24 protein-coding genes are annotated in these 24,265 nt (G+C 69.7%); 19 read left to right on the top strand and 5 right to left on the bottom strand.

Translation table 11 applies throughout. The annotated features are described in order from the left end of the window. The first annotated feature begins 68 nt into the window (after positions 1–68). The 11 genes from Q1V88_RS04410 to ettA all read left to right on the top strand — a co-directional run bounded on the left by Q1V88_RS04410 (position 69) and on the right by ettA (position 11,192). Positions 69–1,178: a PrsW family intramembrane metalloprotease gene (locus tag Q1V88_RS04410; protein WP_300678415.1), complete on the top strand. Its 1,110-nt coding sequence runs from the start codon at positions 69–71 to the stop codon at positions 1,176–1,178. Further along, entirely contained in the window at positions 1,175–2,911 is a 1,737-nt protein-coding gene (locus Q1V88_RS04405; RefSeq protein WP_300678412.1) for a dynamin family protein, read from the top strand. The genes Q1V88_RS04410 and Q1V88_RS04405 overlap by 4 nt, the downstream gene beginning before the upstream one ends. A gap of 82 nt (positions 2,912–2,993) precedes the next feature. Next, positions 2,994–4,646, top strand: coding sequence for a GTPase (locus tag Q1V88_RS04400; RefSeq protein ID WP_300678409.1), 1,653 nt, complete (start codon positions 2,994–2,996; stop codon positions 4,644–4,646). Between the two features lie 152 nt (positions 4,647–4,798). Next, positions 4,799–5,377 (top strand): single-stranded DNA-binding protein, encoded by a 579-nt coding sequence (gene ssb, locus Q1V88_RS04395; RefSeq protein WP_300678407.1) that lies wholly within the window; start codon positions 4,799–4,801, stop codon positions 5,375–5,377. A gap of 72 nt (positions 5,378–5,449) precedes the next feature. After that, positions 5,450–5,974 carry a cysteine dioxygenase family protein gene (locus Q1V88_RS04390; RefSeq protein WP_300678404.1) on the top strand — a complete coding sequence of 175 codons (525 nt, stop codon included), beginning with the start codon at positions 5,450–5,452 and terminating at the stop codon, positions 5,972–5,974. After that, positions 5,971–6,399, top strand: coding sequence for a rhodanese-like domain-containing protein (locus tag Q1V88_RS04385; protein ID WP_300678401.1), 429 nt, complete (start codon positions 5,971–5,973; stop codon positions 6,397–6,399). Before Q1V88_RS04390 ends, Q1V88_RS04385 begins: the two co-directional genes overlap by 4 nt. Further along, positions 6,396–7,205, top strand: coding sequence for an ATP-binding cassette domain-containing protein (locus tag Q1V88_RS04380; protein WP_300678399.1), 810 nt, complete (start codon positions 6,396–6,398; stop codon positions 7,203–7,205). Before Q1V88_RS04385 ends, Q1V88_RS04380 begins: the two co-directional genes overlap by 4 nt. Further along, on the top strand, positions 7,202–7,840 hold the full coding sequence (locus Q1V88_RS04375) for an ABC transporter permease (RefSeq protein WP_300678396.1): 639 nt from the start codon (positions 7,202–7,204) through the stop codon (positions 7,838–7,840). Before Q1V88_RS04380 ends, Q1V88_RS04375 begins: the two co-directional genes overlap by 4 nt. Continuing rightward, positions 7,837–8,487, top strand: a complete 651-nt coding sequence (locus Q1V88_RS04370) for an ABC transporter permease (protein ID WP_300678393.1) — start codon at positions 7,837–7,839, stop codon at positions 8,485–8,487. The genes Q1V88_RS04375 and Q1V88_RS04370 overlap by 4 nt, the downstream gene beginning before the upstream one ends. A 31-nt stretch (positions 8,488–8,518) precedes the next feature. Then, positions 8,519–9,454, top strand: coding sequence for an ABC transporter substrate-binding protein (locus tag Q1V88_RS04365; protein WP_300678390.1), 936 nt, complete (start codon positions 8,519–8,521; stop codon positions 9,452–9,454). 55 nt (positions 9,455–9,509) lie between these two features. Continuing rightward, positions 9,510–11,192: an energy-dependent translational throttle protein EttA gene (ettA, locus tag Q1V88_RS04360; RefSeq protein WP_300678388.1), complete on the top strand. Its 1,683-nt coding sequence runs from the start codon at positions 9,510–9,512 to the stop codon at positions 11,190–11,192. Between the two features lie 71 nt (positions 11,193–11,263). Here ettA and Q1V88_RS04355 read toward each other — a convergent pair whose 3' ends face one another. Together Q1V88_RS04355 and Q1V88_RS04350 are read right to left on the bottom strand one after the other, a co-directional pair. Then, entirely contained in the window at positions 11,264–11,833 is a 570-nt protein-coding gene (locus tag Q1V88_RS04355) for a hypothetical protein (RefSeq protein ID WP_300678387.1), read from the bottom strand. 130 nt (positions 11,834–11,963) lie between these two features. Then, entirely contained in the window at positions 11,964–13,178 is a 1,215-nt protein-coding gene (locus Q1V88_RS04350; protein ID WP_300678384.1) for an acetyl-CoA C-acetyltransferase, read from the bottom strand. A gap of 79 nt (positions 13,179–13,257) precedes the next feature. Between Q1V88_RS04350 and Q1V88_RS04345 the strand changes: the two genes are divergently transcribed. After that, a complete protein-coding gene (locus tag Q1V88_RS04345; RefSeq protein WP_300678381.1) occupies positions 13,258–14,133 on the top strand; it encodes a thioesterase family protein in 876 nt (291 codons plus the stop codon). A 199-nt stretch (positions 14,134–14,332) separates the two neighbouring features. Then, entirely contained in the window at positions 14,333–16,051 is a 1,719-nt protein-coding gene (locus Q1V88_RS04340) for a bifunctional diguanylate cyclase/phosphodiesterase (RefSeq protein ID WP_300678378.1), read from the top strand. A 10-nt stretch (positions 16,052–16,061) separates the two neighbouring features. On the opposite strand, the gene Q1V88_RS04335 is transcribed toward Q1V88_RS04340, so the two are convergent. Further along, positions 16,062–16,718: a PilZ domain-containing protein gene (locus Q1V88_RS04335; protein WP_300678374.1), complete on the bottom strand. Its 657-nt coding sequence runs from the start codon at positions 16,716–16,718 to the stop codon at positions 16,062–16,064. Continuing rightward, positions 16,715–17,098, bottom strand: coding sequence for a globin (locus tag Q1V88_RS04330; protein WP_300678371.1), 384 nt, complete (start codon positions 17,096–17,098; stop codon positions 16,715–16,717). Before Q1V88_RS04330 ends, Q1V88_RS04335 begins: the two co-directional genes overlap by 4 nt. Before the next feature lie 65 nt (positions 17,099–17,163). Here Q1V88_RS04330 and Q1V88_RS04325 point away from each other — a divergent pair, with 65 nt between their 5' ends. Both Q1V88_RS04325 and Q1V88_RS04320 read left to right on the top strand, forming a co-directional pair. Further along, positions 17,164–17,592: an OsmC family peroxiredoxin gene (locus tag Q1V88_RS04325; RefSeq protein WP_300678368.1), complete on the top strand. Its 429-nt coding sequence runs from the start codon at positions 17,164–17,166 to the stop codon at positions 17,590–17,592. Positions 17,593–17,635: 43 nt separating this feature from the next. Continuing rightward, positions 17,636–17,926 carry a hypothetical protein gene (locus Q1V88_RS04320; protein WP_300678365.1) on the top strand — a complete coding sequence of 97 codons (291 nt, stop codon included), beginning with the start codon at positions 17,636–17,638 and terminating at the stop codon, positions 17,924–17,926. A 90-nt stretch (positions 17,927–18,016) separates the two neighbouring features. On the opposite strand, the gene pepN is transcribed toward Q1V88_RS04320, so the two are convergent. Next, positions 18,017–20,563: an aminopeptidase N gene (gene pepN / locus Q1V88_RS04315; RefSeq protein ID WP_300678362.1), complete on the bottom strand. Its 2,547-nt coding sequence runs from the start codon at positions 20,561–20,563 to the stop codon at positions 18,017–18,019. Positions 20,564–20,871: 308 nt separating this feature from the next. Between pepN and Q1V88_RS04310 the strand changes: the two genes are divergently transcribed. The 4 genes from Q1V88_RS04310 to Q1V88_RS04295 form a co-directional block, all read left to right on the top strand. Then, positions 20,872–22,413 (top strand): CHAP domain-containing protein, encoded by a 1,542-nt coding sequence (locus tag Q1V88_RS04310; RefSeq protein WP_300678359.1) that lies wholly within the window; start codon positions 20,872–20,874, stop codon positions 22,411–22,413. 9 nt (positions 22,414–22,422) lie between these two features. Beyond that, the gene (locus Q1V88_RS04305) at positions 22,423–23,022 is read left to right on the top strand and encodes a DsbA family protein (protein ID WP_300678356.1); all 600 of its coding nucleotides are present in this window, start codon (positions 22,423–22,425) and stop codon (positions 23,020–23,022) included. Next, positions 23,022–23,621 (top strand): maleylpyruvate isomerase family mycothiol-dependent enzyme, encoded by a 600-nt coding sequence (locus Q1V88_RS04300; protein ID WP_300678353.1) that lies wholly within the window; start codon positions 23,022–23,024, stop codon positions 23,619–23,621. The genes Q1V88_RS04305 and Q1V88_RS04300 overlap by 1 nt, the downstream gene beginning before the upstream one ends. 53 nt (positions 23,622–23,674) lie before the next feature. Continuing rightward, a partial coding sequence (locus Q1V88_RS04295) for a class I tRNA ligase family protein (protein WP_300678351.1) occupies positions 23,675–24,265 on the top strand: 591 nt, incomplete at its 3' end.

Raw genomic sequence — 24,265 nt, 5'->3', positions numbered from 1 at the left:
TAATGAGCGCGAACAGGCTCCCGGATGGGATGGTTGGTCCCATGCGTCGGGAGCGGAGGGATCACGCGGTGAGCACGGGGCGTGCCTTCACCGTGATCGTCTCCCTCGTGGTCGTCCTCGCGGCCCTGCCGACCGTGACGGTCCTGGCCCTGTCCGGCGCGCCCCGGACGATGGTGGTGGCGACCGTGCTGGCAGCGCTGCCCGTGGTGCCGCTGGTGTCGGCGTACCTCTGGCTGGACCGCTACGAGCCCGAGCCGCCCTCGCTGCTCGCCCTCGGCCTGGCCTGGGGCGCCTTCGTCGCCGTCTTCGCCGCCGTGGTCCTGGAGGGCATCGGCGGCGTGATGGCCGGCCTGAGCAGCGATCAGGGCGTCGCGTTCGGGGCGCCGGTGATCGAGGAGGCGGTCAAGGGTGCGTTCCTGGTCGCCCTGCTGTGGTGGCGCCGCGACGAGCTCGACGGCATCCTCGACGGCATCGTCTACGCCGGCATGGTCGGCATCGGCTTCGCGTTCACCGAGAACATCCTCTACCTCGCCGCCGCCTACAATGGCACCGACGGGATCGGGCCGGGCGGCACCCAGGCGCTCACCGAGACCTTCGTGATCCGCTGCCTGGCCAGCCCGTTCGCGCACCCGCTCTTCACCGCGTTCACCGGTGTCGGCGTCGGCCTCGCTGTGGGCACGCGGAGCCGGCTCGGGCGCGTGCTGCTGCCGCTGGGCGGGTACGTCGTCGCCGTGATCGCCCACAGCGTCTGGAACGCCTCGACGGTCTACGGCATGGGTGGCTTCGTCTCGGTCTACACGGTGCTGATGGTGCCGGTCTTCGCCGGCGTCGGAGCACTCGCCCTGTGGGCCCGCGGCTCGGAGGCCAAGGTGCTCGAGATCGCGCTGGTGGACTGCGCCGAACGTGGTCTGCTGCCACGCAGCGACATCGGCTGGATCGTCGATCTCCGGGCCCGCCGCCAGGCCCGCCAGCACGCCCGACAGGTGGGCGGTGCAACGGCTGAAGCAGCGATGAGGGAGTATCAAGGGGCAGCGATCGAGCTCGGCTTCTTGCACTACCGCTTCCTGCGCGGCACTCCTCCGCCTGATTTCACGGCGCGAGGACAGGCGTATGTCGACAGGATCGGTAAGGTCAGGCCGACCATCGCATTTCCCGGACAGGTGGTGCTCAACCCATGACGGCTTCGGACGCCGGCAACAGTGCTGACGGCACGCGGATGGTGACCGCACTGGTGCGACTGCGCCAGGCGCTCGCCGACGCGGTGCTGCCCCTCGACCTGCCCGGAGTGGATGCCCAGCGCGCCACTCGGGGCGAGCTGATCGGTCAGCTCGAGGACTACGTCATCCCTCGGATGATGACGATCGACGCGCCGCTGCTCGCGGTCGTCGGAGGCTCCACCGGCGCGGGCAAGTCCACGCTGGTCAACTCGCTGGTGGGGGACCGGGTCACCACGCCCGGCCTGCTCCGCCCGACAACCCGGTCCCCAGTGCTGGTGCACAACCCGGCCGATGCGGACTGGTTCGGCCAGGACCGGCTGCTGCCGGACCTGGAGCGCGTCACGCACGCCACCAACGACCCGCACGCCCTCCAGCTCGTCGCCTCGGAGAAGATCCCGGCCGGGCTGGCGATCCTGGACGCCCCCGACGTCGACTCGGTCGAGGAGCAGAACCGCGTGCTCGCGGCCCAGCTCCTCGCCGCCGCCGACCTGTGGGTCTTCGTCACCTCCGCGGCGCGCTACGCCGACCAGGTGCCGTGGGAGTTCCTCCGCTCCGCCGCCGAGCGCTCCACGGCCGTCGCCGTGGTCCTGGACCGGACCCCCACCGACGCGGTCCGCACCGTGGCCACCCACCTGGCCCGGATGCTCGCCTCGCGGGGCCTCAAGGACAGCCCGCTCTTCATCGTCAACGAGGGCAAGGTCTCCGACGACGGCCTGCTCGACGCGTCCTACGTGGCCGAGATCCGCGGCTGGCTGGAGATGCTCGCCGACGACGCCGGTGCCCGGCACGCGGTGGTCCAGCAGACCCTCGATGGAGCCGTGCGGATGGTCGCGCGCAGGTCCTACCCGGTCGCCGATGCCTCGGGCCAGCAGGCGAGTGCCGTCACCGTCCTGCGGTCCGACGCCGTGGCGGCGTACGAGAACAGCGTCGCGGCCATCGTCGCCGCGACCGCCGACGGCACCATGCTGCGGGGCGAGGTCCTGGCCCGCTGGCAGGAGTTCGTCGGCACCGGTGACCTGCTGCGCTCCCTGGAGTCCAAGGTCTCCAAGCTGCGCGACCGCTTCGTCAGCGCCGTCAAGGGCAAGCCGCAGGAGGCCGAGCACGTCTCGGTCGCCGTCGGCTCCGGCCTGGAGCTGCTCATCCTCGAGCACGCCGAGGCCGCCGCCGAGCGTGCCCAGGCCGCCTGGCTCCAGCTGCCCGCCGGGCGTGGCCTGCTCGACGCCGCCCCCGGCGACCTGGGCCGCGCCTCGCGCGACCTGCGCCGCCAGGCCGAGCGCGCCGTGCGCGAGTGGCAGGGCGAGGTCCTGGAGATGGTCAAGGCCGAGGGTGCCGACAAGCGCGCCACCGCGAAGTTCCTCGCCTACGGCGTCAACGGGCTCTCCGTCGCGCTGATGATGGTCGTCTTCGCCAGCACGGCGGGGCTGACCGGTGCCGAGGTCGGCATCGCCGGTGGCTCGGCCGTGGTGGGGCAGAAGCTCCTGGAGGCCGTCTTCGGCGACCAGGCCGTCCGCACGATGGCCCAGCGGGCCCGGGCAGCCCTCGAAGCACGGGTGCGGAACCTGTTCGCCGTCGAGGAGGCGCGCTACACCGAGCTGGTCGACGCCCTGGCCATCGACGCCGACGCTCCCGAGCGTCTGCGTCAGGCGGCCCGCCGTGTCGACGACGCTCGCTTCGCCGCGCAGCAGGGCGAATAGCCCTTCATGGTCCCTCGACCGTTAGGCTGAGGGCGTCGTGACACGCGGTCAGGGTCGATGAAGTGGGAGTCCGGGAGAGTTCATGAGTTCGCTGTTGCAGGGTGCCAAGGACCTGATCACCAGGGGCGGCACCGACATCGGTGAACGTATCGACGGACTGGCCACCGCCATCACCGCCGCCGAGGGGCGTCTGCCCGCGTCGGCGTTGGGTGAGGCGCAGAGCGTCGTCGACCGGGCCAGCAGCCGGCTTAAGCTCTCCGCCGACCACACCGTCGTCGGTGTCGCCGGTGCCACCGGCTCGGGCAAGTCCTCGACGTTCAACGCCCTCACCGGCCTGGAGCTCTCCGCTGTCGGCGTACGCCGGCCCACGACCTCCTGGGCGACCGCCTGCGTGTGGGGTTCGCAGGGGGCGCGGGAGCTGCTGGAGTGGCTCGGCATCCCCGAGCGCCACCAGACCACCCGCGACTCGATGCTCGACACCCGCCGCGAGGCGGGCGACCTCGACGGCGTCGTCCTGCTCGACCTGCCCGACCACGACTCCACCGAGGTGGCCCACCACCTCGAGGTCGACCGACTGGTCGTCCTGGCCGACATGCTGATCTGGGTCCTGGACCCGCAGAAGTACGCCGACGCCGCGATCCACGACCGCTACCTGCAGCCGCTGCGCAGCCACTCCGAGATCATGGTCGTGGTGCTCAACCACATCGACGAGGTCCCCGAGGAGCGCCGCGAGTCGATGCTCGCTGACGTCAAGCGCCTGCTGGAGGCCGACGGTCTGCCCGACGTGCCCGTGATCGGGCTGTCGGCCAAGCTCGGCTGGGGCGTCGACGAGCTCCGCGGCGAGGTCGTGCGCCGGGTCGCCGACAAGAAGGCCACCCGCAGCCGCCTCGAGCTCGACATCAAGGCCGCCGCCACCGCCCTGGAGGGTGTCTCCGGGGACGCCAAGCCGCGCTCGCTGGCGCCGTCGCGGGTCGAGGCCCTCGACGACGCGCTGGCCGAGGCGGCGGGGGTGCCGACCATCGTCGACGCCGTCGAGCGGGCGACGTCGATGCGCGCCAACCGGGCCACCGGCTGGCCCCTGATCTCCTGGATCTCCGCTCTCAAGCCCGATCCGCTCAAGCGCCTCCACCTCGAGCTCGGCGACTCCGCCAAGGAGCTCACCGGCTCACCGCGCACCTCCGTCCCGTCTGCCACCCCGGTGCAGCGTGCTCGGGTCGACACCGAGGTCCGGGCGCTGGCCGAGGACGCCGGTGTCGGGCTCGGTGCGCCGTGGCAGGAGTCGATCCGCCGCGCCTCGCTCTCCCGGGTCGACGACCTCGGCGACGCTCTGGACAAGGCGCTGGGGCAGACCGACCTCGGCGCCTCGAAGCTTCCGGTCTGGGCCGGTCTGGTCCGGGTCGTGCAGTGGCTCCTGATCCTGGCCGCCGTCGGTGGCGGGGTCTGGGCGATCGCGGCCGCCGTCTCCGGTGGGCTCTCGGACTCCTCGATGCCGAAGATCGGTGGGATGGCGCTGCCGCTGGTGCTGCTGATCGGCGGCATCGTGCTCGGCCTCGTCTTCGCCGTGGTCTGCCGGATCCTGGTTGCCTCGACCGCCCGCACCCGGGCGGCCCGTGCCGACGAGCGGCTGCGCTCGGCGGTCAGCGGCGTCACCCAGGAGCTGGTGGTGGCCCCGGTGGAGCAGGAGCTGGCGGCGTACTCGACGGTGCGCACCGCGCTGTCGCGCGCGATGTCCTGACCCCACCCGTCCCACGCGGAGCCACGAACTCTCCCGGAGAGGGCTGCGGCTCCTGCTTATCCCCAGCCTGACGACGTACGTCGGTCGCGGGGCGTGCTGCGGGGGAGGCTCGTGCCGAACGGACCACCAGGGTCCTGAGGTCAGGAGCTTCGATGAACGACACCACCATCACGCTGCGCGGCAACGTCGGCAGCGACGTCGTCCTGCGGGACGTGGGCGAGACGCAGGTCGCCAACTTCAGGGTCGGCGCCACACCGCGGGTGCTGAACCGGGCCACGGGTCAGTGGCACGACGGCGTCACCCAGTGGTACACGGTCAATGCCTGGCGTCGGCTCGCCCCCAACGTCAAGCGGTCGATCTTCAAGGGCGATCCCGTCCTGGTCCACGGCCGGCTCACGGTCAAGGAGTGGGCCGACAAGGACGGCGTCCTGCGGACCACGCTGGAGGTCGAGGCCGACTCGGTCGGCCATGACCTGATGCGTGGCACCACGTCCTTCGCCCGGCCGCAGCGGGTCGAGGGGCAGCCGGCCGAGGGCGTCGCTGAGCCGTCCTCGGAGGTGGCCGCCGCTCCGTCGGGGGAGACGCCGCCGTGGGCGGTGCCGGGCACCGATCTGCTCGGTGGTGCTGCCGCGGAGACGGTGCTGGCCTCGACCCTGGACGGAGTCGAGTCGGGCCCTGCCGAAGGTCCGGGTGAGGGCGGCGATCCGGTGTCGGACTGGCGGGCGGCCTGAGTCCGGGGGAGGAGCGTCTCACTCTCGACCCTGTCAATATTGTCTACTGACTTAGTTGGCTATGATGGGGACATGGTCACGCTCCTCCCTGCCCCCGCCACCGTTCTCAGCCGCGCCGAGCTCGCCGGCGTGACGCGGGCCTTCGCCGACCGGGTCCTGGCCGGGGAGTTCGCTGTGGAGTCCGACCCCGACCAGCGCTGGCACGTCCGGATCCACGCCGACGACCAGGTCGACGTCTGGCTGATCAGCTGGACCACCGATCAGGGCACCGAGCTGCACGACCACGGTCCCTCGGCTGGGGCGTTCACCGTCGTCGAAGGCACCCTCAACGAGGCCGTCTGGGTGACGGGCGAGGCCGCCGACGAGGGCGGATTGATCGATCTGCCCAGGTCACAGGGGCAGACAGTGACCTTCGGGACCGGTTACGTTCATGATGTGCGAAACCTGGAGCAGCCGGTCGCGGTGAGTGTGCACGCCTACTCGCCGCCCCTGAACGTGATGCACTACTACGACGTCGACGGTGATCGGCTCCACACCCGAGCCTCGCAGTGGACCGACGACCCGGAGGCTCCGGCCCCGGACCGGGTGGCCTCGTGATCTACGCCAGCGTCGATGAACTCCTGGCGACCGCACGCGAGGGTCTGACGCGCCTGCGACCCGCCGAGGCGGCGGCAGCGGTGGCCGATGGAGCGCTCCTGGTCGACATCCGGCCGGCGTGGCAACGCGAGTCCGACGGTGAGATCCCCGGCGCCCTGATTGTCGAGCGCAACCACCTCGAGTGGCGGCTCCACCCCGGATCGGGGGCGAGCCTGCCGGTCGCCGTCGAGGGGCAGCGCTGGATCCTGTACTGCACCGAGGGGTACACCTCGTCGCTGGCGGCCCGCTCCCTGCTCGACCTGGGCCTGCACGCCGCCGACCTCGAGGGCGGCATCGAGGCCTGGCGCAGTGCCGGATTCGCCGTACGCCCCGGTCCGACCCCGATCGAGCAGGTCGTCCCCACCGCGACGGTGGAGTCCGCATGATCGAGTTCCGGCACGTCGCCAAGACCTGGCCCGACGGCACCGAGGCGGTGCGCGACTTCTCGCTCACCCTGCCCTCGCGCAGCACCACCGTCTTCGTCGGCTCCTCGGGGTGTGGCAAGACCACCCTGCTGCGGATGATCAACCGGATGGTCGAGCCGACCTCCGGGTCCGTGCTGATCGACGACGTCGACGTCGCCACCCAGCCGGCGGTGGAGGTGCGCCGTCGGATCGGCTACGTGATGCAGCACGCCGGCCTGCTGCCGCACCGTCGGGTGATCGACAACGTCGCCACCCCACTGCGCCTGGCCGGGGTCGACAAGGCCGAGGCCCGCAGCCGTGCCCGGGAGGCGCTCAAGCAGGTCGGCCTCGTCGACGAGCACGACCGCAAGTACCCCGCCCAGCTCTCCGGCGGCCAGCAGCAGCGGGTCGGCGTGGCGCGGGCACTGGTCGGCGACCCGAACATCCTGCTGATGGACGAGCCGTTCGGCGCCGTCGACCCGATCGTGCGCGACGGCCTCCAACAGCAGCTCCGCCACCTGCAGAGCGAGCTCGGCAAGACCATCGTCTTCGTCACCCACGACATCGAGGAGGCCTTCTTGCTCGGTGACCGTATCGTCATCCTCGGGGTCGGTGGCGAGATCGCCCAGGTGGGCACGCCTGCGGAGATCCTGGCCCACCCCGCCAGTGACTTCGTCAGCAGCTTCGTCGGCCTGGACAAGGCCAAACGCTCGCTGCGGATCGAGGTGGTCGACGGCCAGCAGGTCGTCGTGGACGGCGACGGTCGGGTCGCGGGCCGACTGACATGACCTGGGTGAACGCCAACCTCGGGCGGTTGTGGGACCTCAGCGTCCAGCATCTGTGGCTGAGCATCGTCCCGGTCCTGGTCGGCCTGCTGATCGCGATCCCGATCGGCTGGCTCGCACACCGCTGGAAGGTCGGCGGCAGCGTCCTGCTGAGTGTGGCGGGCCTGCTCTACACGCTGCCCTCGCTCGCGCTCTTCGCGATCCTGCCCGGACTGCTGGGCACCAGCTTCCTGGATCCGCTCAACGTCGCCATCGTGATGACCCTGTACGCCGTCGCGCTGCTCGTCCGGGTGGTCGCCGACGCCTTCAGCCAGGTCTCGGAGGTGGTGCTCGACGCCGCCTCGGCGACCGGCTACTCCCGGGTCCAGCGCTTCTTCGCCGTGGAGCTGCCGCTGGCGGGTCCGGTCGTCCTGGCCGGCGTGAGGGTGGTCTCGGTCGGCACCGTCAGCCTGGTCACGGTCGGCTCCCTGATCGGGGTCAGCAATCTCGGGTCGCTCTTCACCGAGGGGTTCCAGCGTGACTTCCCGACCGAGATCGTCACCGGGATCGTGCTCGTGATCGCGCTGGCCCTGATCCTCGACGGACTCTGGGTGCTGCTCGGCCGGGTGCTGCTGCCGTGGGCGTGGGTGCGCGGATGAATGTGTTCGACGAAGGCTGGACCTGGCTCACCACCTCGACCCAGTGGCATGGCGAGGACGGCATCCCGCATCGGGTCCTGCAACATCTGGGCTATACCGGGCTCACCTTGCTGATCGCTGCGGTGATCGCCGTACCGCTCGGGCTCTGGATCGGCCACACCGGTCGTCTGCGGGGGGTGGCGGTGGTGGTCTCCGGGGCGCTGCGGGCGCTGCCCACCCTCGGTCTGGTCACCTTCGTGGTGCTGTGGCGCGGCTTCGGCCTGACCCCGCCCATCACGGCGCTCGTCGTACTGGCCATCCCGCCGCTGCTGGCCGGTGCCTATGCCGGCCTGGAGGCGGTCGACCGCAACACCGTCGACGCCGCCCGGGCCCTCGGCATGACCGAGTGGCAGATCCTGACGAAGGTCGAGATCCCGCTGGCCTCGCGCCTGATCATCGGGGGCTTCAGATCCGCGGTGCTCCAGATCATCGCCACCGCGACGGTCGCGGCCTACCCTGGGTTGGGTGGCCTCGGCCGCTACCTGATCGACGGGCTCGCGGTTCGCGACTATGCGCAGATGGTCGGTGGATCGATGGTCCTGATCGTGCTCGCGCTCGCCTTCGATGCACTCTTCGCCGGCGTCCAGCGCCTGGCTCCTCGTACGTGAGAATCACCCACCCGGAGAAAAGGCAGGAACCATGAAGTTCACTCGGATCAGCGCCAGTCTCGCTGTCGTCGCGCTGGGGCTCTCCCTGGCGGCGTGCGGCAGCGACCCGACCAAGGCCGGGGACACGGGCTCCTCGGGCACGTCCGGCTCCTCGGGCGGCTCCTCGAAGATCGTGGTCGGCTCGGCCGCCTTCGGTGAGAGCGAGATCCTCGCGGAGATCTACGCCGGGGCGCTCAAGGCCAAGGGCGTCGATGCCTCCACCAAGCTCGACATCGGCCAGCGCGAGGCCTACATCGGGGCGATCAAGGACAACACCATCCAGCTGTTCCCGGAGTACACCGGCAACCTGCTGACCTACTTCGACCCGAAGGCCACCGCCACCTCGACCGATGACGTCAACACCGCTCTCGAGGCGGCGCTGCCGTCCGAGCTTCAGGTGCTGGCGCCGGCGCCGGGGGAGGACAAGGACTCCCTGAACGTGACCGCCGACTTCGCCCAGAAGAACGGCGTCAGCTCGATCGGTGACCTGGCCAAGGTCAGCGGCCTCAAGCTGGCGGCGAACCCGGAGTTCAAGACCCGCTCGTACGGGATCCCCGGGCTGGAGAAGGTGTACGGGATCAAGAACATCTCCTTCACTCCGATCAACGACGGGGGCGGGACTGCCACGCTCAAGGCGCTGACCTCGGGCAAGGTCGACGTCGCCGACATCTACTCCACGACGCCGTCGATCGTTGAGAACAAGCTCGTCACCCTGGCCGACCCCGAGCACCTGATCGCGGCGCAGAACATCGTGCCGCTGATCCGCAAGGACGCCAACACGTCCCAGGTCGCCGATGTTCTCAACGCCGTCTCGGCCAAGCTGACCACCGAGCAGCTGCTGAAGCTCAACAGTGCGTTCGCCGCCTCGGACAAGCCCACTGCGGCCAAGGTGGCGGCCGACTGGCTCCAGGCCAACGGTCTGTCCTGATCTCAGCACCGCGGGGAATGGGCTCGGCCTTGGGACGCCACTAGGCTTGCGTCCCATGGCCGAGTACATCCTTTCCCTGCGCAACGTCCGCAAGGCCCACGGCGACAAGGTCGTTCTGGACAACGTCACGCTCTCGTTCCTGCACGGGGCGAAGATCGGCGTCGTCGGGCCGAACGGCATGGGTAAGTCGTCCCTGCTTAAGCTGATGGCCGGGCTCGACCAGCCCAACAACGGCGACATCGTGCGTGACCCCGACGCCACGGTCGGCATGCTCCAGCAGGAGCCGCCGCTGAGCGAGGGCAAGACCGTCCTCGAGAACGTCGAGGAGGCCGTCGCCGACGTCAAGGGGAAGATGAAGCGCCTCGAGGAGGCGTACGCCGAGATGGGCGACCCCGACGCCGACGTCGACGCCCTGATGGCGGAGACCGGTGAGCTCCAGACCTACCTCGACAACGTCGACGCCTGGGACATCGACTCCAAGCTCGAGCAGGCGATGGACGCGCTGCGCTGCCCGCCGGCCGACGTCCTGGTGGACAACCTCTCCGGTGGTGAGCGCCGCCGCGTCGCGCTGTGCAAGCTGCTCCTCCAGGAGCCCGACCTGCTGCTCCTCGACGAGCCCACCAACCACCTCGACGCCGAGTCGGTGCAGTGGCTCGAGGGTCACCTCAAGACTTACAAGGGTGCCGTCCTGGCCGTCACCCACGACCGGTACTTCCTGGACAACGTCGCCGAGTGGATCGCCGAGGTCGACCGCGGCTCGATCCACGGCTACGAGGGCAACTACTCCACGTACCTGGAGACGAAGAAGGAACGTCTCAAGATCGAGGGTCAGAAGGACGCCAAGCGCGCCAAGATGCTCGAGAAGGAGCTGGAGTGGGTCCGCTCCAACGCCAAGGGGCGCCAGACCAAGTCGAAGTCGCGTCTGGCCCGCTACGAGGAGCTCGCCGCCGAGGCCGAGAAGGCCCGCAAGATCGACACCTCCGAGATCAACATCCCGGCCGGTCCGCGTCTGGGTGACATCGTCCTGGAGGCCAAGCACCTCACCAAGGCGTTCGAGGACAAGACGCTGTGGAACGACATCTCGTTCACGCTGCCGCGCGCCGGCATCGTCGGCGTCGTCGGCCCCAACGGCGTCGGCAAGACCACGCTGTTCCGGATGATCACCGGTGGCGAGACCCCCGACTCCGGCGAGCTCGTCGTCGGCCAGACAGTGAAGATCTCCTACGCCGACCAGAGCCGCGCCAACATCGACCCCAAGAAGAACGTCTGGGAGGTCGTCTCCGACGGGCTCGACTTCATCAAGGTCGCCAACTTCGAGATGAACTCCCGTGCGTACGTCGCCTCCTTCGGGTTCAAGGGCCCGGACCAGCAGAAGCTGGCCGGCGTCCTGTCCGGTGGTGAGCGCAACCGACTCAACCTCGCGCTGACGCTCAAGCAGGGCGGCAACATGCTGCTCCTCGATGAGCCCACCAACGACCTGGACGTCGAGACCCTGTCGGCCCTCGAGGACGCGCTCCTCGACTTCCCGGGCTGTGCCGTCGTGACCTCCCACGACCGGTGGTTCCTCGACCGCATCGCCACCCACATCCTCGCCTGGGAGGGCACCGAGGACGAGGAGGGCAAGTGGTTCTGGTTCGAGGGCAACTTCGCCTCCTACGAGGCCAACAAGATCGAGCGGCTCGGCGTCGAGGCGGCCCGTCCGCACCGCGTCACGCACCGCAAGCTCACCCGCGACTGACCAGTCTCACCACGAATGCCCCGGCCATCGGCCGGGGCATTCGTCGTTCAGCGAGAGGTTCCGCAAGATGCTCAGGAGGCCTCGGGGAGCCGGCGCAGGAGCTCGGCCAGCATCGAGGTGTGGGTGGTGAGGGTGTCGTCGACCCGGATGAGGCGCAGGTCGACGGCGCCGAAACGGGTGTCCATCTCGGCACGCAGGTCGACGAACTGTTGCTCTACCGCCGCGAAGCGGGCATCGGTCTCAGCACGGAAGGTCGCGAACTCTTGCGCGACTTCCGTGCGGAAGGCGGTGAGCACTTGGGCGAACTCGGCCCGGACGCTTGCGAACTCTTGGGCGACCTCAGCGCGGAAGTCGGCGAGTTCCTGGGCGACCTCGGCTCGCACGTTCGCGAACTCTTGGGCGACTTCCGTGCGGAAGGCGGTGAGTTCCTGGGCGAATTCGGCCCGGACGCTCGCGAACTCTTGGGCGAACTCGGCCCGGACGTTCGCGAACTCCTGAGCGACCTCGGCCCGGAAGGTGGCGAACTCCTGCGCCACCTCGGCCCGGAAGACCGTGAGCTGCTGGTCGACGTCCGCGCGAAAGTCCCGCAGCTCGCGGTAGACCTCGACGATCGAGTGACTGGGGTGATGCGGGCGTTGCATGGGCCCCTCCTGTCCGTTGCGAGAGGACAGTAGGTCGGTGCTCGGACCCTCCGCTAGCCCCGTTCGCGGATCTGTGGATAACTAGGGCTTCTCCACAGATCCGCGACCAGATTGTTCACAGATGCGGGTGTCAGATCCGCTCGACGATCATCGCCATGCCCATGCCGCCACCGACGCACATCGTGATCAGGCCGGTGGACTTGTCGTGCCAGTCCAGGCTGTTGAGCATGGTGTTCTGCAGCCGGGCACCGGTCATGCCGAACGGGTGCCCCACGGCGATCGCGCCACCGTTGACGTTGAGCTTGTCGAAGTCGACGCCGAGGTCGCGCGCCGAGGGGATCACCTGCGCGGCGAAGGCCTCGTTGATCTCGACCAGGTCGATGTCGCCGATGGTCATGCCCGCGCTGGCGAGCGCCTTCTTCGAGGCCTCGACCGGACCCAGGCCCATGATCTCGGGGGAGAGGCCGGAGACGCCGGTGGAGACGATCCGGGCCAGCGGGGTCAGGCCGAGCTCGGCGGCCTTGGTGTCGCTCATCACGATCACGGCGGCGGCGCCGTCGTTGAGTGCGCAGCAGTTGCCGGCAGTGATGGTGCCGTCCTCGCGGAAGACCGGCTTGAGACCGGCGATGCCCTCGAGGGTGACGCCGGCGCGGGGGCCGTCGTCGGCGGAGACGACGGTGCCGTCGGGGGTGGTGACCGGGGTGATCTCGCGGGCCCAGAAGCCGTCGGCGATCGCCTTCTCGGCCAGGTTCTGCGACCGTACGGCGAACTCGTCCTGCTCCGCGCGCGAGACGCCCTTGAGGTTGGCGACGTTCTCGGCGGTCTGGCCCATCGCGATGTAGACGTCCGGGAGCAGGCCGTCGACGCGCGGGTCGTGCCACGGCGCGTTGCTGGCAGCGGTGGCCTCGGTGCGCTCCTGGGCGGGCTTGAAGAGCTGGTTCTTCGTGCCGGGGATGTGGTCGGAGGTGCCGAACTGGAAGCGGGAGACGGTCTCGACACCGGCCGAGATGTACACGTCGCCCTCGCCGGCCTTGATCGCGTGGAACGCCATCCGCGAGGTCTGCACCGACGAGGAGCAGTAGCGCGTGATGGTGGTGCCGGGCACCGCGTCGTAGCCCAGCAGGACCGAGACGTTGCGTCCCATGTTGTTGCCCATCTCGCCACCGGGCAGGCCGCAGCCCAGCAGGAGGTCGTCGATGGTGTTCGGGTCGAGCCCGGGGATCTTGTCCAACGCCGCCTGCACGATCAGCGCAGAGAGGTCATCGGCGCGGAAGTCCTTCAGGGACCCCTTGTTCGCGCGACCGATCGGGGATCGGGCGGCAGAGACGATCACGGCCTCGGGCATGACACTCCTTCTATCGGCGCGATCTCACGCGCCTGTTACTCGTGAGTAGGTTCGGCGAGCCTAGTGGCAGGATTCAGTTGTGCACCACACCTACACCTGCGATGTCCGCTGGGGCGACATGGATGCCCTCGGCCACGTGAACAACGTCGTTTTTGCAGACTACCTCCAGGAAGCGCGCATCGACCTGCTCCGTGCCCAGGGAGCGGGAGCACCCACCGACACACTCACCGAGGCGATGCTCGTGGTCTCCCAGCACGTCGAGTACAGCGCGCCGCTGCACTACGACGGCAAGCCGGTGCTGATCGACGTGTGGACCGCCGACGTCAAGGCGGCGACGTTCACGCTGGCCTACGAGATCTACCGTGAGAGCGACGACGGCCGCACCGTCTACGCGACCGCGCAGAGCACGCACACGCTCTTCTCCTTCGTCGACCAGCGTCCGCGTCGGCTCAACGAGACCGAGCGTGAGCAGCTCGGCCTCTACCTGGAGCCGACCCCGGTCGCCCGGGTCCGCTTCGGTGCGCCGGCGCCCAGCGACGCCGCCCACTACCCGGTCCAGGTGCGCTTCTCCGACATCGACGCCTACGGGCACTCCAACAACGTGATCTATCTGGAGTACTTCCAGGAGGCCCGGATCGCGGTGATGGGACGCGAGCTGGCCAAGCTCGCCGAGGATCAGGAGACCGTGACGTTCCCGGCGATGGTGGTCGCCGCCCAGCACCTGGAGTACAAGCGTCCGATGGTGCTCCGCTCCGAGCCCTACGACGCCTGGACCTGGGTCGCCCGGTGGGGCACCACCTCGATGGTGCTCGAGGCCCAGATCTGCGACACCGACGGCACGGTCGTGGCGCGAGGCCAGTTCGTGATGGTCTTCGTCGATCCCGAGACCGAGACGGCGATCCAGCCCGCCCCCGAGTTCCGCGCTCTGCTGGAGCGTGAGATCACCGCCGTGTGACGTGACTCACTCCTCGCGCTAGGGCGGGTGGTCCCAAGGTGGAGGGCCGTTGGTCCCGGGCTGTTTTACTTGAACGGTCCGGCCGTGGGGAGTGGAGGTCGGGCACAAGGTCTCGGGGGAGAGAAAGAGGAGACCTGTGGGAGAGGGGCACCCGGCCACGGGGCATGCCAGGGAGGACTCTCGGGAATCGCTCGGCCGCTTGGGGCGGCTGGACGCTGCGGCGCTGATCGCCGTCTTCGAGGCGGCGGTGGACTCGCTGATCGTGATCGACGAGCGCGGCGTCATCCAGGCGATGAACACCTCGGCACTGGAGAACTTCGGGTACGTCGAGGAGCAGCTGCTCGGCGAGGGCATCGCGATGCTCATGCCCGAGCCTGATGCGAGCCGGCACGACCAATACGTCGCCCACTACCGCGCCACGGGCGAGCGCAAGATCCTCGGCATCGGACGCGAGGTCACGGGCCGCCGCAGTGACGGCACGACCTTCCCGATGCACCTGTCGATCAGCGAGTTCCGCTCCGAGGGGCAGCGCCTCTTCCTGGGCATCTGCCACGACATCACCGAGCGCCGTGAGTTCACTGACCGGATCTCGGCGATGGCCCGGATCGACGCCCTCACCGGCTGCGCCAACCGCTCCGAAGGGATCCGCTTCCTCGACGACCTGATCGCCGCGCCCGATGCTGCGGCCGAGGGCATCGCGCTGCTCTTCGTGGACCTCGACGACTTCAAGCAGGTCAACGACAACCACGGGCACAGCGTCGGCGACATCGTGCTGCGCGAGGCCGCCAGCCGGATCGCCTCGCTCGTGCCCGAGGGGGGCATGCTCGCCCGGATGGGCGGGGACGAGTTCCTGGTCGTCGTACCGCTGGAGGGTGCGCTCGCCACGGCATCCCAGGTGGCCGAGCGGATCGTGCACGAGGTGGCGGTCCCGATCCCGGTGGAGAGCCGTCACCTCCGGCTCGGGGCGTGCGTGGGGATCAGTCGCTACCCGCGCGACGCCGACAGCGCCGAGGAGCTGATCAGCCTGGCCGACATCGCGATGTACGACGCCAAGCGCGGGCACCGCTCGCCGGTGCGGCTCTTCGACCCGGTGCTCAAGCAGCGCGCGGAGCGCAACTACGCGACCCTGAGCCGCCTCCAGCAGGGCATCGAGGACGGCGCCTTCGAGCTGCACTACCAACTCCAGTTCGACGTGATGACCCTGGAGCCGACCGGAATCGAGGCGCTGGTGCGCTGGCGCGATCCGGTCCGCGGCCTGGTCGCGCCGGGGGAGTGGATGGACCTGGCCCTGCAGTGGGGCCTGACCCCGGCGATCGGCCGGTGGGTGATCGATCGGGCCTGCCGCGACAACGCCCGGCTGATCGCCGAGGGCGTGCTGGACGTGCCGGTCGCGATCAACATCTGTGCGCCGCTCTTCGGCGAGCGCGACTTCGTCGACGTGGTCACCTCGGCGATGGCGACCCACGGCCTGCCGGTGGACCGGATCGAGCTGGAGGTGGTCGAGAGCGTCGCGATGACGCCGACCCCGGTGCTGGCCGCCAATGTCGAGGCGATCCGTCGGGCGGGGATCTCGTTGGCGATGGACGACTTCGGCACCGGCTTCTCCTCGCTGCAGCTGCTCAACCGCGGCACGTTCTCCCAGCTGAAGGTCGACCGCAGCTTCGTCGGGCGGCTGCCCGGGACGGCGTCGGACCGGACCATCGTCAGCGCCACCATCGACCTGGCCCGCAGCCTGGGGCTCACCACCGTGGCCGAGGGCGTCGAGGAGTTCGAGCAGCTCGAGCTGCTCCGGGAGATGGGCTGCGACCGCGCGCAGGGCTACTGGTACGCCCGACCGCAGCCGTACGACGCCCTCGTGGCCGCGGTGGCCGAGCTGCCGGCTCTGATCAGGTCGCGAGGGCTCACCGTGGCAGTCTGAGCAGGCGGCGCTAGGCCGACTCCTCGGCCTTCTCCGCCTCCTCGGTCTCCTCGACGGTGGCGGCCAGTGCCGTGCGCAGCAGTGCCCGGCTGTCGGGGGTGAGGTCGAAGAGCACCACGACGTCGACCAGGTCGACGTCGGCGCCGACGGCGGTCAGGCGCAGCGGGCGACCCAGCATGTTGAACTCGACCCCGTCGGCGGTGAACTGGATCGCCAGCTCGTAGTCCGGATCGAGCTGGGCCGCGTCGCGCCGGGGGAGCCGGGCGCGCAGGCCGACCTCGCTGAGGTCGACCAGCAGGCAGGTCGCCAGCGGCTCGAGGTCGCCGACGATGCCGAGCGTCATCGGGACGTTGACGTCGACCCGGCGGAAGGCCCGGCGGTCGAGCTCGACGGGCACGCCGATGGTGCGCAGCGTCCAGGTCTGGAGCCCGGTCTCGGTCGAGGCCCTGACGATCTCGGCTGGGATCAGCTGCTCCCCGGCGGTGCCCGACCAGGTCACGTCGATGGTGGTGCCGAGGTCGAGTCCCTCGGCGGCGGTCAGGGAGCTGGGCCGGCCGACGACGGCGAGCTCGTCGTCGTGGCGGAGCACGACGACGCTGTAGCGGCCGCCGGCGCTGGTGTGCAGGGCGGCCGTCTTGTTCTGGGCCGGGAGGTGGGAGAAGCTCATGTCGGGCTGTTGATCATGAAGTCGGCGGCGTGGGTGACGTAGCCCCAGAACTGCGCGTCCTGCTCCGGGGTGAGCTCGACGGCGTCGAGACCGGCCCGGAAGTGGGTCAGCCAGGCGTCGCGGGCCGCGGGCGTGACGGCGTACGGCGCATGGCGCATCCGTAGCCGGGGGTGCCCGCGCTCCTCGGAGTACGTCGTCGGGCCACCCCAGTACTGGGTCAGGAAGAGGCTCAGGCGCCTCTCGGCGCCGACCATGTCGTGTGTGGGATACATCGGAGCCAAGATCGGGTCGTGGGCCACTCCTTCGTAGAACTTCGCCACGATCTTCTCGATCGTCGCCTCGCCGCCGATCTCCTCGAAGAAGTTCTGCCCCTCGCTCATCCCTCCATTGTGCCGGACGACAGGGGTGGGGCGACGTGTTCGGGTGGAGATGGCAGGATCGTCACATGGCCACTACACGTATCGCTTCCACCGTTTGGGAAGGCTCCCTGTTCGAGGGTGCCGGCAAGGTCACGTTCGAGTCCTCCGGGATCGGCACCTACGACGTCTCCTGGCCCGCACGCTCGGAGACCAACGCGAACGGCAAGACCAGCCCCGAGGAGCTGATCGCCGCCGCTCACTCCGCCTGCTTCTCGATGGCCTTCTCCAACGGCCTCGCCAGCAACGGCACCCCGTCCCAGCAGCTCGACGTCTCCGCTGCCGTCGAGTTCACCCCGGGCACCGGCATCACCGGGATCGCGCTCACCGTGCGCGGCAAGGTCGCCGACCTGACGAACGAGAAGTTCGTCGAGCTCGCCCAGGAGGCCAAGGAGGGCTGCCCCGTCTCGCAGGCGCTCAAGGCCGTCCCGATCACGCTCGACGCCGCACTGGCCTGAGGCCGTGGCGTCGGTCCGGACCCGGGGAAGTATGCTCAGCACCGTGATGAACTCCCGCTTCGCCCGTCGGGCTGCCGCCGTCGCGGCCGCCGCTTCCGGGTTCACCCTGCTGATGACCGCTCCCGCCCTGGCCGCCGTGCCTGAGGGCTGGAGCAACCCGGAGCACGTCAGCGCCTGGTCGTGGCTGCTGGTGATCCTGATCCTGCCGATCGGCGCGGCGATCGTGATCACGCTGATCTTCTTCGGTCCCGGCTTCCTCAAGGGCAAGGGCTTCACCGGCGGTCAGCCGAAGCCCGTCCCCGGTGCCTCCAGCGAGCGCCGCAGCGCTCACTGAGCCACCTCTGACCGGCCTCGCCGGTCACTGACGTACGAAGGCCCGCCCCAGGATCTCCTGGGGCGGGCCTTCGTGTCTGCTGCCGCGGGCTCAGCGAGCGTCGCGCTCCTGGGCGGCCAGGGCGCGGGCGGCCAGGTCTCGGCCCTCGCGCACGTAGCGCTTGGCAGCGGGCTCGGCGGGCGAGCTCTCGAGCCAGGCGTCGCACTGCTCGAGCAGGGCGGGGGAGGCGGCCAGTCGCGGGAACATCGCGATCAGCGCCACCGAGGCCTTGTGTGAGCCGAGGTGCGTCCACAGCGTGTCAGCAGCGGTGAGGTACGTCGCCACGTAGGGCGCCAGCACCTCGTCCTGCCCGACCTGGTGGAAGGCCCCCGCGGTGGAGCGCATCGTCTCGTTCGGCGTGGAGGTGTCGACCATGACGGCCTGCCAGGCGGCCTGCTTGGCCTCCGCGGTCGGCTGGGCCGCCCGAGCGGCGGCGGCCTTCTCCTGACCCGAGATGGTCGGGTCGTTGTCGAGCTCGGCGGCGATCTCGCCCTCCCCGACGGAGCCGGACGCGGCGAGGCCGGCCAGCAGGCTCCAGCGCAGGTCCTGGTCGACGGCGAGGCCTTCGACGCTCAGGTCCCCGGACAGCAGGGCGCGCAGGTCGGCGATCGCCGTCTGCGAGCGGGCCGCCTGGGCGTAGGAGCGGGCGAAGGTGAGCTGGTGGTCGCTGCCGGGCTCGGCGGCCAGCAGCAGCTCACGCAGGCCCGACTCCCAGCGACCGGCCAGGGCGGCACGGTGGGCCGGGGCCGAGAACTGCGACACGGCCTGGGCGGCGTTGGCCGGGATCCGGGTGACGCCCCAGGCGTCGGTCTCGGAGCCGATGTTGGCCAGCACCAGGTCGACGTAGTCGGTGGCACTCATCTCGGCGTCGCGGGTCATGTCCCAGGCGGCGCCCCAGACCAGGGCGCGGGCCAGGGAGTCCTCGATCCGGGACAGCCCGGTCAGGGCGGTGGCCAGCGAGCGCTCGTCGAGCCGGATCTTGGCGTAGGCCAGGTCGGAGTCGTTGAGCAGCAGCAGCTCGGGCTGGGCCAGGCCGGCGGCCTCGGTGATCGCGGTGAGCTCGCCCTCGACGTCGACCTCGAGGTACTGGGTGCGCACCAGGGCGCCGGCCTCGTTGGTGTTGTAGAAGCCGATGCCGACGCGGTGGCGACGCAGGGTCGGCCAGTCCGGGTGGGCGCTCTGGCGGATCGCCAGCGACTCGTAGGTGCCGTCGGTGGCGACGCTGAACTCCGGGGTGAAGGTGTTCACGCCGGCGGTCTGGAGCCATTCGGCGGCCCAGGAGGTGAGCTCGCGGCCCGAGGACTTCTCCAGGGCGGCGAGCAGGTCCTTGAACTCGGGGTTGCCGAACTCGAACTCCTTGAAGTACGCCTGCAGGCCGGCCAGGAAGGGCTCCAGGCCCACCCAGGCGACCAGCTGCTTGAGCACCGAGGCGCCCTTGGCGTAGGTGATCATGTCGAAGTTGACCTCGACGGCCTGCAGGTCGTAGTTGTCGGCGGCGATCGGGTGCGTCGTGGGCAGCTGGTCCTGGGTGTAGCCGGTGACCTTGCGTGCGTTGGCGAAGCCGGTCCAGGCGTCGGAGAACTCGGTGACCTCGGCCTCGGCCCAGTAGCAGGCCCACTCGGCGAAGGACTCGTTGAGCCAGAGGTCGTCCCACCACTTCATCGTGACCAGGTCGCCGAACCACATGTGCGCCATCTCGTGCAGGATCACCGAGGTGCGGAACTCGTAGAACGAGCGCGGCTGCTTCGAACGCGGCAGGTACTCATCACGCAGCGTGACGGCGCCGGCGTTCTCCATCGCGCCCATGTTGTACTCCGGCACGTAGAGCTGGTCGTACTTGCCGAACGGGTAGGGGTAGTCGAACTTCTCCTCGAAGAAGGCGAAGCCCTTCTTGGTGACATCGACGATCGCCTCGCGGTCCATGAACGGCAGCAGCGACTCGCGGCAGTAGTGGCCCAGCTCGATGGTGCCGTGCTTGCCCTCGTAGGTGTCGTGCACGCCGACGTACTCGCCCGCGATCAGCGCGGTGATGTAGGTCGACATCCGCTTGGTCGGCTCGAAGGCCCACACGGCCTTGCCCTCGCCGAGCGAGGTCGGCTCGGGGGTGGGGGAGTTGGAGACCACGACCCAGTCCTCGGGGGCGGTCACGACGAAGGTGTACGTCGACTTGAGGTCGGGCTGCTCGAAGGTCGTGAAGACGCGGCGGGCGTCGGGGACCTCGAACTGGGTGTAGGTGTAGACCTTGCCGTCGGCGGGGTCGACGAAGCGGTGCAGTCCCTCGCCGGTGTGGCTGTAGGTGCAGTCGGCCCTGACCACGAGGGTGTTCTCCGCGGCGAGGTCGGCGAGCTGGATCCGCGAGTCGGCGTAGACCGTGCTCGGGTCGAGCTCGCGCCCGTTGAGGGTCACGGCGTGGACCGTGGCGCCGACCAGGTCGGCGAAGGTGGACGCGCCGGGGGTGGTGGCGGTGAAGGTGAGCGTCGTGGTGGACGCGAAGGTCTGCTCGCCGGTGGTGAGGTCGAGTTCGATGGTGTAGCCCGTGACGTCGAGAAGGGCAGCGCGCTCGCTGGCCTCGGCCCGGGTGAGGTTGGTTCCTGGCATGGTTCGATCCTCTCACCAACCTCGGAGCGGGTGCTGATTCTGGTGGTGTCGGCCACGTTTTGGGTCCCGTTTCACGCTCAGCGGGGTCCTCAGCACCTAAATTACAAAAATGTAGTTCGCTCCCCGGCGTGTCGCTCTTGACGACGAGCGACTAACTTACTCACGTGCCACTCCAGTCACAGGTGTCCCAGAACTCACGCCGAGCGCTCTTCGGAGCCCTCGCGCTGGCGCTGCTTCCTGTCTTCTGGCCTTCGGCTGGTTCGACACCGCGCGCGTCGGCCGATGCGGCTCCGTCGATCACGTTGTGTGTGGGATTCGACTCCTGCGCCAGCTCGGGTCGGTCCCACGACGGGTACAAGAGCGCCAAGTCGAGCATGTACTGGAACATGTACTCCGGCGTGAACTGCACCAACTACGTCGCCTACCGGATGATCCGGGCCGGGATGCCCTCGGCGCGGCCCGCCCAGCTCAAGGCCGGGATGGGCAACGCGACCTACTGGGGTGGTTCCTTCGGGAACCTGACCACCTCGACCCCGACGGTCGGGTCGGTCGCCTGGTGGAAGGCGAACACCAACGGGGTGGGCTCTGCGGGCCACGTCGCCCGGGTCGAGGCGGTCCTGGCGAACGGCGACATCCAGATCTCGGAGTCGAACTACGGCTCGGAGTTCTCCTGGCGCCAGATTGCCAAGAACGGCAGCCGTTGGCCGTCGGGATTCATCCACCTCAAGGACGCCACGCTGAACGCCTCCGCGGCGCCGACGGTGATCGGCTCGCCGCAGGTCGGTGTCGCCCTCCGTGCCAAGGTCGGCACCTGGTCGCCGGCCGCATCCAGCTACAGCTACCAGTGGTACGCCGGCGGCACCGCGATCAGCGGAGCCACGGCCGCCACGTTCACGCCGTCGGTCGCACAGCTCGGCAAGGCCATCCAGGTTCGGGTCGGGGCCTCGCGCAGCGGCTACGGCAGCGGGACCTCCTCGTCGGCCGCCTCGTCCGTGGTGCAGCCCGGCACCCAGGTCGCCACTGACGACCCCGCCGTCTCGGGCACCCCGCAGGTCGACGAGACGCTGACCGCGAACACCGGCTCGTACTCGCCCGGCGCCCAGAGCACCGCGGTGCAGTGGCTGGCCGACGGCAAGGCGATCTCCGGGGCGACCGGGACGACGTTCACTCCGAGCGCCGCTCAGGCTAACGCCCGGATCTCGCTCCAGGTCACCGCCGTGCGCAGCGGCTACAAGAACCTGGTGAAGACCTCGGCGGCCACCACCCCGGTGCTGGCTCCGACGATCAGGTCCGCGGCCGGCGCCGCCTCCCTCCAGGGTGCGCACCGGGTCGGTGAGGTGCTGACCGCGTCGATGCCCGCCACGACCCCGGCTGCGGTGACGAAGGTGTACTCCTGGTTCCGCGACGGCGTCCGGATCCCGGTCGCCAAGGCGGCGACGTACCGCCTCCGTCCGGTCGACGTCGGTCACACCATCAGCGCCTCGGTCGCACTCTCGGCCAAGGGCTACCTCGGCCGGTCGGTCAGGTTCGGCTCGGTGAGCGGGATCCTCACGCCCCTGAAGGCGACGATCCGCACCGACGTGCGCAGCTCGTCCTCGGTCTGGGTCAAGGTGATCCTGACGCCGCCGCTCGGCACGGTGCCCACCGGCACCGTCGACATCAAGGTCGGCAACGAGCTGCACCGCGGCGTGATCGCGAAGAACGGCAGCGTCCGGCTGCACTTCACCCACCCGGGGGCGGGTCGACGCACGATCAAGATCTACTTCAAGGGCAACGCCCGGTTCGTGAAGACCAAGGCCTCCACCACGGTGAAGATCCCGGCCGCCCCGAAGAAGAAGGCGCGCAAGTAGCCTGGGGGCATGACCAAAGCCGACTTCTGGTTCGACCCGGCCTGCCCGTTCGCCTGGATCACGTCCCGTTGGATCCTGGAGGCGGCTCAGGTCCGTGACATCGAGGTCACGTGGCACATCATGAGCCTCGCGTACCTCAACGCCGACAAGGACATCCCGGAGTCCTACCGGGAGTTCCTCAAGGACGCCTGGGGCCCGGTCCGGGTGCTCGCGGCGGCCGAGCAGCGCCACGGCAAGGACGTGCTGCTCCCGCTCTACACCGCGCTCGGCACCGCCCGGCACCTGGAGGGCAAGACGTTCACCCGCGAGGTGATCGCCGATGCCCTGGCCACCGCCGGTCTGGAGGCCGACCTGGCCGACGCGATCGACGACGGCTCCTACGACGAGGCGATCAAGACCTCCCACCACCTCGGCATGGACCAGGTCGGCAACGAGGTCGGCACCCCGACGATCGCGATCGAGGGCCAGGCGTTCTTCGGGCCGGTCATCTCCAAGGCCCCGAAGGGCGAGGAGGCCGGCGAGCTGTGGGACGGCTTCGTGCTGGTCACGAAGTACCCCTACGTCTACGAGCTCAAGCGCGCCCGCACGCACGACCTGGACTTCAGCTGATGGAGACCGACAGCTCCGTCGAGGGCCCCGAGGTCGTGGTCAACCTGGACGCCCAGATGGGCATCCAGGCGCTGATCCGGTCCCTGACCCAGGCCGGTGAGCTGCTCGACACCGTGACCGAGGCGGACCTGGGCCGCCCGACGCCGTGCGTGGAGTGGGACGTGCGCAAGCTCGCCAACCACCTGATCGCGCAGCCGCGGATCTACGTCACCATGCTCCAGGGTGCGCCGCCGGGATGGAACGGGCGCGAGGACTACGCCGCCCACCTCGGCGACGAGCTGCGCACCCGGGGCAACACCCTGGTCAACCTGTGGCGCGAGGTGCCCGCCGCCGATGCCCTGATGGTGGGGGACCCGGATTGGCAGAGTGCCGAGATCGCGGTGCACACCTGGGACCTGGCTGCAGCGCTCGGACGGTCGACGTCCGACCTCGACCAGTCGGTCGCCCAGCGGGCGCTGGTCACCCTGGACCGCACGCTCGGCCCGGTCCGGCAGGGGCGGGCCTGGGGCGACGCCCGTCGGGCACCCGAGGGTTCGGACGCCTACCAGCACCTGGCGGCGTACGCCGGCCGGATCGTGCCCTGGGAGCCGCCGGCCTGAGGCTGGGCGACGCCGACGCGGGGACGTGGGCGGTCGGTCATTAGGATTGAGCGGTGAGCAAGATCCTCAGCGCAGTCGCCTGGCCGTACGCCAACGGCCCCCGCCACATCGGCCACGTCGCCGGTTTCGGCGTGCCCTCCGACGTCTTCTCCCGCTACATGCGGATGGCGGGCCACGACGTGCTGATGGTCTCGGGCTCCGACGAGCACGGCACCCCGATCCTGATCGCCGCCGACGAGGCCGGTCTGACGCCGCAGGAGCTGGTCGACCTCAACCACCGGCTGATCGTCTCCGACCTGGTCGGGCTGGGGCTCACCTACGACCTCTACACCCGCACCACCACCGGCAACCACCACGCCGTCGTGCAGGAGCTGTTCAAGGGCGTCTACGAGAATGGCTACTTCGTCGAGCAGACCACGACCGGTGCGATCTCGCCCTCGACCGGCCGCACCCTGCCCGACCGCTACATCGAGGGCACCTGCCCGATCTGCAAGTACGACGGCGCCCGCGGTGACCAGTGCGACAACTGCGGCAACCAGCTCGACCCGGCCGACCTGATCGGGCCCCGGTCCAAGATCAACGGCGAGACGCCGATCTTCCGCGAGACCGAGCACTACTTCCTGGACCTGCCGGCCTTCGCCGAG

Origin of the sequence: Nocardioides sp. (genome assembly GCF_030150155.1) — a bacterium.
Classification (GTDB): domain Bacteria; phylum Actinomycetota; class Actinomycetes; order Propionibacteriales; family Nocardioidaceae; genus Nocardioides.
The sequence above is the reverse complement of the archived record's forward strand: the minus strand, read 5'-3'. Positions and strand labels throughout refer to the sequence as shown.